The sequence below is a fragment of the Dyadobacter sp. NIV53 genome (genome assembly GCF_019711195.1).
Classification (GTDB): domain Bacteria; phylum Bacteroidota; class Bacteroidia; order Cytophagales; family Spirosomataceae; genus Dyadobacter.
The window spans coordinates 7,426,788-7,441,261 of the sequence record NZ_CP081299.1 but is presented as its reverse complement, the minus strand read 5'-3'; the positions used below and the strand labels follow the sequence as shown (position 1 = coordinate 7,441,261).

Here is a 14,474-nt window from a genome sequence, read left to right as displayed (position 1 = left end):
GTCAAAAAAAATTCACCTTGAAATTTGGGCAATCAGATATTTTGCCATTTTTTTGATCCTGTTTGCATCCTGATGCAGAATATATGATTCATGCCATCCTGTGAAGGAATTTATGATATAATCCGTGATCATTTCAGCATCGGTATCCGGATCGATTTCGTTCTGCTTCACAGCGCTTTTAACCAGGGACAAAAGAAATTCATGTGTAAAATCACTATCTTTTCTCAGGATTCCCTGCACGTCCTTATCCGTAGCAGCCAGTTCAAAAGTCGTTTTTATGGCCAGACAGCTATTACTGCTATACAGAATGGCATTTACAGAATCATTAACAAAACTCGTTATTGCTTTAAGCGGAGATTTGATTTTCGCCGAATGCACTTTTGCCTCTTCCATCCTGCTCTCGGTGTAGTTTTGAATACACTTTACAAAGAGCTGACGCTTATCACCTATGGTATTGTATAAACTGCTGGGATTAATCTGCATGGCATCCGTCAGGTCACGCATGGAAGCACCGTTATAACCTTTTTTCCAAAAAACTTCCATGGCTTTTTGGATTGCCGTCTCCTCGTTAAATTCTACATTTCTTGCCATAACTATTGCAAAGGTAATACTATTTAAAACAGTTGTTCCAGAATAAGAAAATAAATTTACTTTGTAATTTTGGATACACATTAAACCGGAATGGAAACACGGCAGTGGCAATATTGCCGGATCTTTGCACCGCACAGTAAATCAAAATCATGCAGGCAGTATTTATTGCCGGTGCTTTATCCTGATTTATGGACTATGGCGGGTATCTTTTTGAACGTCCGGAAATTAGGAATCAAAGCACATTAAACATTCATTAAGCCTTTAACTTCAACCAACAATGTCAGATACAAAACTACCAGGTGGCCTGGAAATGACTACTTTCAAATTAGAAAAAGGGAAAACTTATCAGGATTTTATAGAAGCAAATGCCGACGTTGAAACCTGGCTGAAAAAACAGCCAGGTTTCCGGTCAAGATATATTGCCCGGCAGCCTGACGGCACTATCATCGATGCATTGGTCTGGGATTCCGAAACAGACGGAACGAATGCCATGCACCGTTTAATGAAAGAACTTGCGGATTCTCCTGTACATGATGTGATCGACCAGAGAACGGTGTCCTGGAATATATATCCTGTTTACCATCAGATTTAATCGCCAGACAATGAAAAAGGAACACGCCCCGCAAGTCATACAAAGCATATCCGAACTGCTCCGTTTTCTGGAACTTCCAAAATCCATGCATCCGCTGGTGGCTTTGGTAGACTATAAGGATATCAAGGCGGATACGCAGCATTTGGGAAAAGGTTATGTATTGAATTTTTATAAAATATCCTTCAAAAAACATTTTTCCGGCCAAATACGGTACGGACAGGGATATTATGATTTTGAGGAAGGCGGGCTTTCTTTTACAGCTCCGAATCAGGTAATAACTGCGGCTGAAGAAGAAAAAGATTACAGCGGTTATACTTTACTATTCCATCCTGATTTTATCCGAAACTACCCTCTTGGAAAAAACATCATCAAATACGGCTTTTTCTCTTATTCCGTAGCCGAAGCTCTGTATATGTCCGACAAAGAAAAGAAGCTGATTTTTTCAGTCTTTGACGCCATAGCGGTGGAGCTTGAAACCAATATTGATCATTTCAGCCAGGATCTGCTGGTGACGCAAATAGAACTGCTGCTGAATTACAGCAACCGTTTTTACAACCGGCAGTTCATCACCCGAAAAGTGGTGCATAATGACCTGATTGTGAAAATGGAATCGTACCTGACAGAATTTTTTGGAGCAGAAAAATCGCTGTTCGATGGTCCGCCAACTGTACAGCAAGTGGCTGATCATCTTAAAGTTTCACCCCGTTACCTTAGTGATATGCTCCGTTCTTTAACCGGTCAAACCACCCAACAGCATATTCACAATAAACTGATTGACAGAGCAAAAAACATATTAAGCACAAGTAATCTGACCATCGCCGAAATCGCCTACCAACTCGGATTTGAATACCCGCAGTCCTTTAATAAACTTTTTAAAAGCAAGACAAAAGTATCTCCGCTGGAATACAAGCAGATGTTCAATAATTGAACGTGATCCACCAATATTCAAATTTCCTTCATTATCTGATGTAAAAATCACTAATTTTTAAGGCATGTCGAATTTTTCTAATAAATTCTTTAAGATTCACAATCAACCTGTTGGTAAAACAGCAAAGACTTGTCAGCGTAAAGTTGCTGGCAAGTCTTTGCTGTTTCGTATAAAAAAGCTAAAATCCTTACAGAAGTGTCGATCCTCCATCAATGATATGATCTGAACCGGTAATGAATGACGCTTCATTACTGGATAGGAAGGCAACAAGATGCCCGATTTCTTCCGGCTTTCCAATACGTCCAATTGGCGTCAAACCGATCAGGTAGTCCGTCAAACCATTTAAAGTCTCATCATCCATTCCCATTTTGCTAAATAATTCGGTATCAATCGCACCCGGACTAATGGAATTGACCCTGATTTTTCTTGATGCCAGTTCCAGTGCAGCCGTCTTCACAATAGAACTGACTGCTGCCTTACTCGCGCTGTAAACACTCAAACCCGGACTTACTGTGGAAGCAAGCACAGAAGAAAGAATCACAACGGATGCACCATCATTCAAATGCGGAATGAATTTGCTCAGAGTAAAGAAAACACCCTTATAGTTAATGTTATTGATTTTGTCGAAGTTCTCCGGTGTTTCCAATTCGATAGAAGATGTTCCCGATATGCCTGCATTGATATAGAGAATGTCAACCTTTCCAAATTTTTCAGTCACTTCACTTACCAGATTATCAATATCTCCAATCTTTGCCTGATCTGATAAAATCGCTGTAACTCCCAGTTCCTGAGCGGCTTTATCAATGGCCTGTTTTCTTCTTCCTGTAATAATAACCGTAGCTCCCATTTCTTTTAGAACCTTTGCTGTACCGTAACCCATTCCACTGTTTCCACCGGTAATGACCGCTATCTTGTTTTCGAATTTTTTCATTATAAATTTTATTTAACCACTTAATTAATCAAAGGTAAAACCACTTAACTTTACATTTGATATGGGTTTCCGAAAGTATAGTGGGTTCCCTTTAACGCTCATGATAATGGCAAATGAAAAATCAATAGCTGGTGAACAAGCGGATTGTTCCAAAATACTTTTTGCGATACAGGATACACTCGATCTGATAAGCGGTAAGTGGAAGATCAAGGTGATCAGCGTACTGCTCTATGGGAAAAAAAACTTTACAGATTTACAGCGCCAGATAGAGGGCCTTGGTTCGAAAATGCTTTCAAAAGAATTGCAGGAACTGGAAATTAACGGACTCATTACCCGGACTGTCAATATCACAAAACCGATTACGGTAACCTACGAACTGACCGCTTACGGCCACACCCTGGAACCTATTATTCAGGCACTTGCCGACTGGGGAACAGAGCACCGGCACAAGATTAAGATTGGTGATCTTTAAAATTTAGTTCACACTGATAAGGTCTGCCCACCGTCTACGCGTAAAATTGATCCCGTAATATTATCGGCATACGTGCTCATCAGGTAAGCAACTGCTCCTGCCACTTCTTCTGGTTTACCAAATCTCCCGAGGTCATTTTGCAGGAATTGCGAAGCTGCATTTTTTTCAATTTCATCCCAGGAATCGCCCCAGTTATTTTGTTCAGCCATTCCTAAAATCAGGTTTTTCACAGATTCGACGAGCATGGCTCCCGGAGCGACAGTATTGGAAGTAATTCCTGAACCTTTCAGCTCCCTTGCCAGCGAAACGGTCAGATTGTGCCTTGCCGCCATGGCTGCATTGTAATCAGGCTGAATAGCCATGGGCTGAATGGCGGTAATACCACCGATCTGCACAATTCTTCCCCAGCCGAGTTTGAGCATTTGTGGTAATAAACGCTGAATCATTCTTACTCCGGAAACTACGTTGGTATTATAGGTATCCTGCCATTCTTTTGCTGATACATCCATCCAGGGCTGACCGCGATAAACGCCTGCGTTGTTGACCAGTATATCAACAGATCCATTTGCCAATGCAGCTGCAGCAACACTGTCAGCACCTTCTTCGGTTGCCAGATCCCCTATCACATATTCGGCCTTTCCACCCGATTGATTGATCCTGTCCATAACCGATTTGGTTCGGTTTTCATCACGGCCATGAATAATTACTTCTGCACCTTCAGCCGCCAGCATAATAGCAATTGCCTCTCCCAAACCAGAACTTGATCCGGTTATTAATGCTCTTTTTCCTTTAATTTTTAAATCCATTCTGATTTTATTTAACCATTACTTACTTTTGGTAAGTCAAAGGTATTTGGTAAGTAATCATCATACAAGAACGTACCAGAAAATCAGTGACTTACTGCCAGGTTTGTAACATTGAACACCAACAGGTTATGATTAGAAAAGAAATTAAAAAAGATTTTGATATGGCAGATTGCGGCATTCGTAATTTATTGGATCGGGTTGGGGACAAATGGTCACTGATGATCATGGATATTCTGGGAAGCGAAGGAACACTGCGTTTCAGCGAACTGGATCATAAAATAGAAAGCATATCACAGAAGATGCTCACCGTAACACTGAAAAGTCTGGAGACAGACGGACTGGTTGACAGAAAGATGTATCCACAGATTCCACCAAAGGTTGAGTATTCGTTGACTGATCTTGGGAGAACTTTATTGCCTGCCATTACCATGCTGAAAAACTGGGCAGTGGAGAGCATGCCTGCAATTCAGGAGGCCAGGAACAGGATGCAATCCAAGAAAATTATGTAAGGATGGCGTAAAAAGGAAAAGAACAACGTAAAGATCCATTCTTAACATGCCTCAACTTCCGGCAATTTTATATAAACAAGATCCTCAAATATGCCAGCTTATCCGGCACACACCCTAACGTCTAACCCTCACGTATCAACCTCGTTTTCAAAGTAAAAACAATAGCCAAAAGCGCAAGAACACCAAGTCCGTAAGGTGCATAATCGGCAATTCGTTCGACGATTGCGGTCCAGGAATTTGCCTGTCCGGTAACGCGCTCGGCTGTCCAGGCTACTGCTGCTAATCCGGCGAAAATGGCACCTGTGTTACGTAAATATGTATAGTATGGTGTCCTGCTTAGTAGAATTAGCCATGGAATCGTTACTGCAATGATCGCAAGCTGCATCAGCTCGATACCGATATTGAAGCCTAGAATGTTGAGAGCCATTCGTCCGGTATCAAGCGAAAGGTTTGCTAATGTGTTTGCAAAAGCCAGTCCGTGAATCAGGCCAAAACCGGCGGCAATCCAGGTTTCTTTACCCGGAAAAAGCGGTCGTACTGCGTGAATAGCAGACACCATGATCGATAGAGCGATTAATATTTCAATCGGCTGGCCGGGAAGCTTTACCCAGCCAAATGCTCCGAGCAACAGTGTCAGTGAATGGCCGATTGTGAATGCTGTTACTATCCAAAGCAGCCGGGAAAGACTGTATTTTACACCTCCGAAAGAAGCCCAGCGTTTACGCGTGTGTAAAAGTGGAGCAGGTAATAATAAAACAAGAAGGAAAAGCAGGTGATCAGTCCCTTCGGCAATATGTTCCTTTCCAAGCCTGACCATTGCAACGAAACCTTTCCAGATATTCCCCGATTCCAGATTAACAGCTAAGGGCAGAATCCTGTTGTTGACAATATCCAGTACAATCACCCCCACCTGTACCGGTGTTTGCTCTTTGAGCTGGCCAGCGGCCCAGTCTTCGCTTACGGATACCAGGATTTTGTGTGTAACTACCTGGTGCAGAATTACATCATAGTCAAAGTTAAAATGCCGTACATCTGTACCTGCCGGAGGAATAAGCTGCAACTGTGCCGTTAGTTCACGGTAGGTTCCGTTGATGGTATTTTTTGTTTCATGAACAGCCAAAGCGCCAACCGTTACGCGCCAGGGCCGTCCGTCAAGTGTTTTGGACCTGACATGCGCCAGCAAATAAGCTCTTAACTCTGGCCCAAGCCGCTCTGTCAGTCCTGCCGAAGAATCATTGACGGATTTGCCGATCGCCGCCTGAAGCTCGCTCAAAGGGAGTTGCAATTCGACATGGATATGATCCTGATTCACCCTTAGCAACACCACAGAATTCGGCATTGGATGAGCTATTAATCCACCGGAAAGTAAAGTTATTATGAGTAAAACTATCAGCCACGTTGAAAGGCGGCCGATAGTTGATATGTTATTTTTCACAGTCAAAACTTTTTAATTACCTCCATAATCGCCTGTACGATCGCGCCATACGGAATGCGGATGTGGTGTATTGCGGACGATCACCCCACCTTGATAAGAGAATTCAATCCAGACATTCGGCCCGTCAATACGAACATAATCATTTTGCGTTGAAACCGCCGTTGTACCGGAATAGGAAACGTAAGTATTGGCTAACTCACTGGTGTACATATTCAGGATCGCAGTCGCAGAAGTTGCATCCAGGTCGTTCACATACAGTTTAATCGCATCAAGTACCAACGCTTGTTTGGCGGCGGTCAGTGTACCAACCTGCAAACCGGATTTTGCCGTAGGGAACGATGCGTCTTTTCCGGGACCAAGAAGAATGTCCGAATAAGTGCTGGAAAGTTTTGCTGTTGCCTGTTCCGTAGTACTCAGTCCTGTAAGCATAGCAGCAAAAGTCACGCGCTCCTGTTCAAAAGGCTGATAGGTTTTACTGTTGGCAGTCACGGCTGATGCGGGTTCCACCCCACGGAAAGCGGGCGTAACACCTGCCAGTTTTCCGGCGTTAAAAGTATAAGGCTGGGTATAATGGTGACCGGTGAAAAGAATTTCCCACAATCCTGTTGTGCTGGGCGTGCCTAAAAAAGACAGGTAATATTCGCCTGCACCGTAGTCAGAACCACCTCCGACTGTGTTCAGGTAATCATCCGCAACCAGGTTCCCGAGCATTTCATCATAACCCTCATTGCTGGTACTAACGTCCAGTAAAGCCACCATCAGATCCCTGAATGCTGCAAGTTGTGTGTCGCTCAACGAACCAAGGTCAATTCCAATTCGGCCAGATAAACCGGCAGGAAGGTTAGACCATTTCTGTGCATTGGCTTTGCTGTAAGTCAGCTGGGTTGTCGAAACCTGGCTGCTGCTGAGTGTTGCCTTAAAAGCTTCCGCCAGACAAACCACTTTGGCAACACCAGTTGAAGCACTGCAACTGGTATTGCTGCTGGTGGTTGTCACCAGTGCCGCTGTAATAGAAGATGAAGTGCTGCCAGTATCACCGGTGTCTGGCGTTACTTCTGAGTCGCTTGAACTGCATCCCAAAGTAAAAATGGTGAAAAGGATCAGCCCCCATCCTGCTTTTAAAATCGCTTCCATTTGATAGATCAATTAGTGAATTTAGAACTTCAATGTTATTTAAATCAAAGTACGTGGGTCACTAGGGAAGTGTGATAAAACTGTGGTTAATAGGCTAAATGTTGTGGCTAAGGCAATTTCTTTGTGACCAAAGAGGCAAAAGTTCGGGTAAAAATTATTTGAGAAACCGACTAAAAAAGTCCTTTTCGTAACTGCTGCCGACCGGAATTTCTTCTTCTCCGACATGGATCATCTTATTCCTGACGCCTTGAATTTTATCAATGGCAACAATATAGGACCGGTGAACACGGACGAAATTCAATTCAGGCAATTTTTCCAGCATGGCTTTTATTGTAAGCCTGACCACCAGCGGACGGGATTCCCGCAAATGGATTTTAAGATAATTGTCAAGCCCTTCAATAAAAAGAATGTCGGCAAGTGTAATTTTTACCAAACCGTAATCAACACGTAGAAAAATATGTGCGGTTTCCTCATTCTGGTTGCTTACCGGATTTTTACGCAATGCTTGTAACTGTTTTTGGGCTCTTTGTACGGCCAGTTCAAATCGTTGAAAAGTAAACGGTTTCAGCAAATAGTCCACCGCCTGAACCTCATAACTCTCGACAGCAAATTCGCTGTAAGCCGTCGTGAAAATAACAAGTGTTTGCTGGGCAATGCTCCTGGAAAATTCCAATCCGGATTCCCTCGGCATATTGATATCCAGAAAAATAAGATCGACAGGATTGTCGTCCATATATAGCCGCGCTTCGCCGGTGCGGATGAATGTTTTTGCCAGATTGATGGATTCAAGACGGCTGCAAAATGCCTCTATGATATCCAAAGCGGGACGCTCGTCATCCAGAGCAATGGCTTTTATCATGTCAGAGTTAGAAACAGGTTAATGCGAAAATCCTTTTCAGTATCATCGATCGTCAGCTCATGCGTGTTGGGATAAATGAGCCGGAGCCGTTCTTTTGTATTTTTCAGGCCAATGCCAGTGGATTCCTCCATGTGGTTTACCTGAACTTTATGATTGTAAACGTGTAATTGCAAGCGGTCGTTATTTAGAGCCAGGTGAATTTCGATGCGTGAATCTTCCTCCGGGTTCACACCATATTTGAACGCATTTTCGATGAACGAAAACAGGATCAGCGGCGCAATTGTCAGTCCTTTTGCCTCGCCATCCAACCGAAAATCCACCTGCACCGCATCCCGTAGCCGCGCTTTTTGCAGCCCGATGTAATTACTAATATAATTTAATTCGGTCGTCAACGGAACGAGCTCGCGGTTGGCATCACGGATAATATATCTGAGAAATTCTGAAAGCTGCACGATGGTATCGGGAGTATGCGGATCGTTCCGGATAGCCAGGGCGTAAATGCTGTTCAGCGTATTAAAAAGAAAATGCGGCTGAATCTGGGCTTTGAGTTGCCGCAGCTCCGCCTGTAACTGATCGTTCTCAACCTGTCGAAGCCTGTTTGTCGCCTGGATGAGAATTGATATCAGCGAGCTAACCGCACCAAGCAGAAAAAAATCGCCAATTTTGCCGGCAGAATAATGGATAAAGACCTGCCATCTCGAGGACCTGAAAGTCGAGGCCCACGAAAATGTTCATGATCATCCAACAGATCAGGCGGGGTGTTTATTGAATGAAAATCGTCCTTCGGTGGTCTTGATTTTTCAGAATGCGACTGGTTAAGCATCATTTCTTCCCAGAAAATCTGACGGATCCAGGCCTGTGCGGTATGCTCGACAGGCGGCCGGAAAAATGCCCACTGTTCGATACGGTAAGGCAGGTAAGCTGTGGCCAGAATACAGCAGATTGTGATGGAAAAGTAACGCGCATATTGCTTGTTTAAAAACCAGCGGGGCACAAAAAACGTATAATTCAAATAAGAGAAAAGCACCAGAAAAATATAAGCCAACCCGTTTTGAATCAAATGCTCATGCGGATTTATCGGCGTCCAGCTGACACCACTGTAAACAAAATATAGGATCGGCAGAACAGCAAGTGCAGTTCCAACGAGCAAAGTACTGATACGCTTATTTATTATAGCCGCCATCTACCGATTAATCTACACCCCTAAACTACAAAGGATAACAGACTGCCACGAATAATCTTGGTCAAAATGGGAATTGTTGTGGTTAATGGGAAAATTAAAAATCTGAAACGTTGATCTGATCCAAAGGTGAATAATTCGAGCTGTTTGCATCTGCTTTATAAACCGACCAGGTCCTATCCCGCTGTTGTGCATTTGTATTTGCCAAAAAATAACTGACCCGATCAGGATAAGAGCCGCAAGGCGACCAATTTCCATTTTTTGTTTTGTATAAATCCATTGCATTGATGATGTTTAAGCGGAACAATCCTTTTTAATGCTTTATCAATTCCGGTTTAATTTCCAGTGCAACCGGCTCCACTTCGATCAATTCCAGCGATTTAACCATTTTCAGTGTGCCCGTTTTGTATTTCAGAAAGTGCGGTGTTTTCAGATGAAACTGATACGCTTCTTCACTGGCATACACTTCAAAAACTGTGAAAAGTTCGGGATGAGTCTTATCCTGTACAGCTTGCAGAGCGAGAACACCCGGTTCTACTTTAACCGCCGTTTTTGCGTGTTCAGCAAGTGCCTCCTTGTAGGCTTTCAGATCGGCGGAATGGATTTCAAGTTTTGCCATGCGGACCTTTCTTTGATCTTGCGCAAAAGTTTTAACAGAACCTGTGGCTACCATAAGTATGCAGATAATGAATGATGTAAGAATTCCATGGTTTGCTTTCATACAGCTAAAAAATTGGTTGATGTAAACGGTTAGTTTTTAGGTCCATTGTATTGCTTATCAATGACCGGGACCAGCCAGGTAACTACTCCTTGGTTCAAACGTTACGCTCACTGCTACGAGATTAAAGATACTGTCCTTTGGCACTAAGGGCTGCGCCCACACTTTTCGGTAAAATTGGTTGCCGTTAGTTTTCCTTCTGGAAAAATGGCTTTGGTTTGCGAACGGCTGCTCAACTGCAATAAAAAAATAGAGATTATGGTTAAAAACAGGATTTTCTCATGGAAAAAAGTTCTTTTTTTTGACTAAATAGTAAGGCCACCATCCAGATTATGGCCCACTACCATACTCGCCGCATAATTGCAAAGAAAAATTACAGTGCTTGCAATCCCTTCCGGTCGTCCTAAACGACCCACAGATACCTGCGTCAGCATTTGATCCAAGGCATCTTTCTGTCCGCCTGCTATCATCTGGTCTGCCATTACGGTGTGAAAAAGATTCTGAACACCAGCAGATCAATCAGTGAAATTGCCTATGATCTGGGTTTTAAATATCCGCATCACTTTACACGAGTGTTTAAAAAAAGTACTGGTGTGACACCGGTTGATTATCGGTCGCTGAATTAAATAGTCTCAATAAAATAATTTTGCCTGGTCAGTTACTCCCTCGAAAAGCGGTTTTAAAAAGCTTCTATTGTAGCTGAAATAACAATGCGTTTTATCAAAATAATCTATTGCTTCCAGGCATTTTGGTGAAAGTGGTATTTTGTTTCGATATACTTCATATTCTGCGAGTGAATTGAATGAAAAGGAGGCATACGCTACGTCGTTTTCACCTTCATGCGGCAATAAATATCCATGATGCAGACCGCCCATTTCATTTACTATGTCAATCCACAGTTTTCCATAATGTTCAAATTCTTTTAGTTTGGCAGGGTCGATTTTGTATTTTAAAAAACAAGTGATCATAGTACATTTTGGTTAAAACCGGTTTAAGTAAATGTACTGATATTTCTGAACAGGGTAACCGACCCGCATCTACATTTGACCGAGGTGACATTATTAATCAAAAATATGCTGAGTGTGAAGATGATCCACAAACCATTTTATTTCTTGACATTAAAATGCCAACAATGGGTGGCTGGGAATTTTAGTTGAATTTGAAAAATTTGGTGCATCGGTTCAGAATGTATTTAAAATATTCATACTTACCTCTTCCACCGATCAACATGACAGACAAAAATCCGATGAAAATAGCTTCGTTTCTGGTGTTCAGTCAAAACTTCTGAATTTGGAAAGCATGAGCACTGTGATAATGGTTTTGACTTTGTGATTGCATAATGAAGCATCAAATAAAACTTTCACAAATGGATTTAATAAAATCCGGAATGAGCATCAGATCACGTTCCTTGCTTTTACACTATTTCAGGAATTGGAATTTGCCCAAAAGTGCATCTGTATAATATCCTGCAATGATCCCATTTTTTTGCAATACCTTATTAATTAATATTATACCCCTTCCTGTAAAATTGCAGCAGAATCCGTTCTGAAAATCATTCAAATGACCAATTCCTTTCGGTTTTGGCTAAAACATTGTTTGATGGTACCGATTCTGAATTTTATAGGGATACTATAAAACCAGCATAAGTACCATCAAAAGTACAGGTTTACTAAATATGTGACGATTAGTCAAACGTAGATGCAGGATTAAAGATTAAACTGTATCATTTATTTCTTACCCTGAAATACCCGGTTAAAAGGTGTCTCGGTAACTCTTGTAAAGCTGCTGAATCCGGCTTTCCCGGCAACTTCTGCCAGTGCATCATCACTTGCAACTGTTCCCAAAGCATAAGGGCCAGAGGCAATTGCATTAGGTGTACAACATAATACGGATGCTCCTGAGTATACCCGGCCCACAGGATTGAAGTTTTCTTCCGTTTTTCTGCCCGCCATTGGCTCTATCACCATTACTACCCCATCGGGCGATAGCGCTTTATAAGCCTGATGTAATGAGCCTACGGGATCCCCCATGTCATGAAGACAATCAAAATAAGTGATCAGATCGTATTGCTCGCCTGGAAATTCCTTGCGCACTGGCTACCATAAATTCTACACGGTCTTCTACGCCTTGCTCTTTGGCGATCTGATTCGCCCGCTCAATAGAGGGCTGATGATTATCAAAACCAAAGAAGCGGGATTTGGGAAATTCCTGCGCCATAATGAGCGTAGAAATGCCATGGCCTGTACCAATATCGGCTACTTTTGCTCCTTCCTGAAGTTTTTCTACGGCTCCTTCCACGGCCGGCAGCCAGCTCTGTATCAGGTTTCCAATGTAACTGGGTTTAAAGAAACGTTCCGTTCCCTGAAACAGATTGTGGTGGTGTTCTCCCCATAACATTCCTTTTCCGGTATGAAAACCTTCTATGATCCGCTCATCGGCTTTGTTCATCGCGTTCACAATCTGAAAACCTCCTACAACATAATACGGGCTGTCCTCTACGGTCAGGGCGACGGCGTGCTCATCGGGCAAAGTATATTTTTTAGTCGGCGGATCATAGTCTACGTACCCACCGGCTGCCTGGTTAATTAGCCACTCCCGCACGTAACGCGCATCAGTTTGGGTTTTTTGGGCAAGTTCTTCATAAGATAGCGGGCCGGCAAAAGCCATGGCTTTATACAAACCCAGCCTGTCGCCAATGTAACACAGAGGTGCGCTGAAGGCAGCTCCAAAGTCGGTTACTACCTTTCCCAGAAAAGCATCCATTTTCTGAGCATCAATGTTGGGCGTTTCAAAATCGGGTGAAGCTGTATCAGATGAGTTGTTCATGGTGGTTGAAGTTTACAAATGGATGGAAAATATAACAAGAGTAAAAACCAACAGATTTTAGTATATTTAAATATACATAATATGCTTATTATCAGATAAGTTATAAATATTTATCTATATATCATAAAAGTAAAAAATGTTTTTAAATCATAAAATAATGAATTCAGTTCAATGATAACTCAACGCCGGTTTTCATTAATAGATTAAGCTAAACAGCTACTACAAGTTTCGCTGCTTTATCAGTATTCAATAAAGTTGTTTTAAAAATTATTGTTGTACTAATTAATTATTTATTTAAATTGCGGAAGAATTGAAAATAACACTACTACCTAATTTTCAGCATAACTTGAAGGATTATGACTGCCGACACATTACAAATAGAAATCAGGCAAACGGAGGTATCACGTTTGAAAGAAATTGATTTCAACAATCTTGGTTTTGGCCGCAACATGGCCGACCACATGTTTATTGCCGATTATTCTGACGGTCATTGGCAAAATTCACGCATCGTCCCTTATGGTGAGCTTTCGCTAAGCCCGGCAACAGCTGCTTTGCATTACGGACAGACGATTTTTGAAGGAATGAAAGCCTACAAAAGCCCGCAAGGCGACACGCTGCTTTTCCGACCGACAGATAACTGGAAAAGGTTTAACAAATCAGCAGAACGTATGTGTATGCCGGCAATCCCTGAGGAAATTTTTATGGGTGGTTTAACCGAACTGGTTCGCCTGGATTCTGCATGGGTGCCGTCACAGGAAGGAAGTGCGCTTTATATCCGTCCCTATATGTTCGCGGCGGATGCTTATGTCGGAGTAAAACCGTCCGATACATATACCTTTATCATCTTTACAGGCCCGGTTGGCTCGTATTTCGCGAAACCTCCAAGAGTGAAAATCGAAACACACTTTATCCGGGCAGCAGAAGGTGGCGTGGGTGGTGCAAAATGTGGTGGTAATTATGCAGGCTCATTGTATCCCGCCAAACTTGCGCAACAGGAGGGTTACGACCAGCTGATCTGGACAGATGCACGGGAACATGCTTACATTGAGGAATCGGGGGCAATGAATGTGATGTTTGTAATGGACGGAAAACTTGTAACACCTTTCGTATCAGATACTACACTGGATGGAATTACACGTAAAACGATTGTTGCCATTGCACATCACTGGGGAATTCCGGTTGAAGAACGCAGGATTTCAGTAAAAGAAATCATTGACGCCCTGAAAGAAGGACGTTTGGAATCTGCCTTTGGTGCCGGAACAGCGGCGGTAGTTTCGCACATTGCTACGATTGGATACGAAGGTGCGGATTACACACTTCCCGAAGTGGCAGAAGATTCGTTTGCTAAAAATGTAAAGGATTATCTGAATCAAATCTACACCGGAAAAACAGAAGACATTTTTGGCTGGACGCTGAAAGTGTAACGGTTAAAATTATTTCACGTCAATAGCGGGCAATCACAAGGTTGCCCGCTATTTTTACATCTGCACAAA

20 protein-coding genes are annotated in these 14,474 nt (G+C 42.6%); 6 read left to right on the top strand and 14 right to left on the bottom strand.

Annotation, left to right across the window (positions count from 1 at the left end):
• Positions 1-12: 12 nt before the first annotated feature.
• Positions 13-591, bottom strand: coding sequence for a TetR/AcrR family transcriptional regulator (locus KZC02_RS30755; protein ID WP_221392155.1), 579 nt, complete (start codon positions 589-591; stop codon positions 13-15).
• Between the two features lie 277 nt (positions 592-868).
• Here KZC02_RS30755 and KZC02_RS30750 point away from each other — a divergent pair, with 277 nt between their 5' ends.
• Both KZC02_RS30750 and KZC02_RS30745 read left to right on the top strand, forming a co-directional pair.
• Complete coding sequence (locus KZC02_RS30750) at positions 869-1,183, top strand: hypothetical protein (protein WP_221392154.1); 315 nt, start codon at positions 869-871, stop codon at positions 1,181-1,183.
• A gap of 10 nt (positions 1,184-1,193) precedes the next feature.
• Entirely contained in the window at positions 1,194-2,111 is a 918-nt protein-coding gene (locus KZC02_RS30745; RefSeq protein WP_221392153.1) for an AraC family transcriptional regulator, read from the top strand.
• Positions 2,112-2,298: 187 nt separating this feature from the next.
• On the opposite strand, the gene KZC02_RS30740 is transcribed toward KZC02_RS30745, so the two are convergent.
• On the bottom strand, positions 2,299-3,042 hold the full coding sequence (locus KZC02_RS30740) for an SDR family NAD(P)-dependent oxidoreductase (RefSeq protein ID WP_221392152.1): 744 nt from the start codon (positions 3,040-3,042) through the stop codon (positions 2,299-2,301).
• 106 nt (positions 3,043-3,148) lie between these two features.
• On the opposite strand from KZC02_RS30740, the gene KZC02_RS30735 reads away from it, so the two are divergent.
• Positions 3,149-3,514 (top strand): helix-turn-helix domain-containing protein, encoded by a 366-nt coding sequence (locus KZC02_RS30735; protein ID WP_221392151.1) that lies wholly within the window; start codon positions 3,149-3,151, stop codon positions 3,512-3,514.
• 8 nt (positions 3,515-3,522) lie between these two features.
• Here KZC02_RS30735 and KZC02_RS30730 read toward each other — a convergent pair whose 3' ends face one another.
• Complete coding sequence (locus tag KZC02_RS30730) at positions 3,523-4,320, bottom strand: SDR family NAD(P)-dependent oxidoreductase (protein ID WP_221392150.1); 798 nt, start codon at positions 4,318-4,320, stop codon at positions 3,523-3,525.
• Positions 4,321-4,448: 128 nt separating this feature from the next.
• Here KZC02_RS30730 and KZC02_RS30725 point away from each other — a divergent pair, with 128 nt between their 5' ends.
• On the top strand, positions 4,449-4,829 hold the full coding sequence (locus KZC02_RS30725; RefSeq protein ID WP_221392149.1) for a helix-turn-helix domain-containing protein: 381 nt from the start codon (positions 4,449-4,451) through the stop codon (positions 4,827-4,829).
• Between the two features lie 121 nt (positions 4,830-4,950).
• Here the strand turns inward: KZC02_RS30725 and KZC02_RS30720 are convergent, their stop codons facing one another.
• The 8 genes from KZC02_RS30720 to KZC02_RS30690 all read right to left on the bottom strand — a co-directional run bounded on the left by KZC02_RS30720 (position 4,951) and on the right by KZC02_RS30690 (position 10,637).
• Positions 4,951-6,264, bottom strand: a complete 1,314-nt coding sequence (locus KZC02_RS30720; protein ID WP_229253897.1) for a HupE/UreJ family protein — start codon at positions 6,262-6,264, stop codon at positions 4,951-4,953.
• A gap of 12 nt (positions 6,265-6,276) precedes the next feature.
• Positions 6,277-7,398 (bottom strand): DUF3500 domain-containing protein, encoded by a 1,122-nt coding sequence (locus KZC02_RS30715; protein WP_221392148.1) that lies wholly within the window; start codon positions 7,396-7,398, stop codon positions 6,277-6,279.
• 154 nt (positions 7,399-7,552) lie between these two features.
• Positions 7,553-8,257: a LytTR family DNA-binding domain-containing protein gene (locus KZC02_RS30710; protein ID WP_221392147.1), complete on the bottom strand. Its 705-nt coding sequence runs from the start codon at positions 8,255-8,257 to the stop codon at positions 7,553-7,555.
• Positions 8,254-8,766, bottom strand: a complete 513-nt coding sequence (locus KZC02_RS32320; protein WP_229254432.1) for a sensor histidine kinase — start codon at positions 8,764-8,766, stop codon at positions 8,254-8,256. Before KZC02_RS32320 ends, KZC02_RS30710 begins: the two co-directional genes overlap by 4 nt.
• Positions 8,767-8,879: 113 nt before the next feature.
• A complete protein-coding gene (locus KZC02_RS32315; RefSeq protein WP_229253896.1) occupies positions 8,880-9,440 on the bottom strand; it encodes a hypothetical protein in 561 nt (186 codons plus the stop codon).
• Positions 9,441-9,534: 94 nt separating this feature from the next.
• Positions 9,535-9,717 (bottom strand): hypothetical protein, encoded by a 183-nt coding sequence (locus KZC02_RS30700; protein ID WP_221392146.1) that lies wholly within the window; start codon positions 9,715-9,717, stop codon positions 9,535-9,537.
• A gap of 33 nt (positions 9,718-9,750) precedes the next feature.
• Entirely contained in the window at positions 9,751-10,158 is a 408-nt protein-coding gene (locus tag KZC02_RS30695) for a putative quinol monooxygenase (RefSeq protein WP_229253895.1), read from the bottom strand.
• Positions 10,159-10,460: 302 nt separating this feature from the next.
• Positions 10,461-10,637, bottom strand: a complete 177-nt coding sequence (locus KZC02_RS30690) for an SDR family oxidoreductase (protein WP_221392145.1) — start codon at positions 10,635-10,637, stop codon at positions 10,461-10,463.
• Positions 10,638-10,643: 6 nt separating this feature from the next.
• On the opposite strand from KZC02_RS30690, the gene KZC02_RS30685 reads away from it, so the two are divergent.
• Positions 10,644-10,781: an AraC family transcriptional regulator gene (locus KZC02_RS30685; protein WP_229253894.1), complete on the top strand. Its 138-nt coding sequence runs from the start codon at positions 10,644-10,646 to the stop codon at positions 10,779-10,781.
• 6 nt (positions 10,782-10,787) lie between these two features.
• Here KZC02_RS30685 and KZC02_RS30680 read toward each other — a convergent pair whose 3' ends face one another.
• The 3 genes from KZC02_RS30680 to KZC02_RS30670 all read right to left on the bottom strand — a co-directional run bounded on the left by KZC02_RS30680 (position 10,788) and on the right by KZC02_RS30670 (position 12,981).
• A complete protein-coding gene (locus tag KZC02_RS30680) occupies positions 10,788-11,123 on the bottom strand; it encodes an NIPSNAP family protein (protein WP_221392144.1) in 336 nt (111 codons plus the stop codon).
• Positions 11,124-11,882: 759 nt separating this feature from the next.
• The gene (locus KZC02_RS30675) at positions 11,883-12,185 is read right to left on the bottom strand and encodes a hypothetical protein (RefSeq protein WP_221392143.1); all 303 of its coding nucleotides are present in this window, start codon (positions 12,183-12,185) and stop codon (positions 11,883-11,885) included.
• Between the two features lie 13 nt (positions 12,186-12,198).
• Positions 12,199-12,981 (bottom strand): class I SAM-dependent methyltransferase, encoded by a 783-nt coding sequence (locus tag KZC02_RS30670; protein ID WP_221392142.1) that lies wholly within the window; start codon positions 12,979-12,981, stop codon positions 12,199-12,201.
• Between the two features lie 356 nt (positions 12,982-13,337).
• Here KZC02_RS30670 and KZC02_RS30665 point away from each other — a divergent pair, with 356 nt between their 5' ends.
• Positions 13,338-14,405: a branched-chain amino acid aminotransferase gene (locus KZC02_RS30665; protein WP_221392141.1), complete on the top strand. Its 1,068-nt coding sequence runs from the start codon at positions 13,338-13,340 to the stop codon at positions 14,403-14,405.
• Positions 14,406-14,474 lie beyond the last annotated feature (69 nt).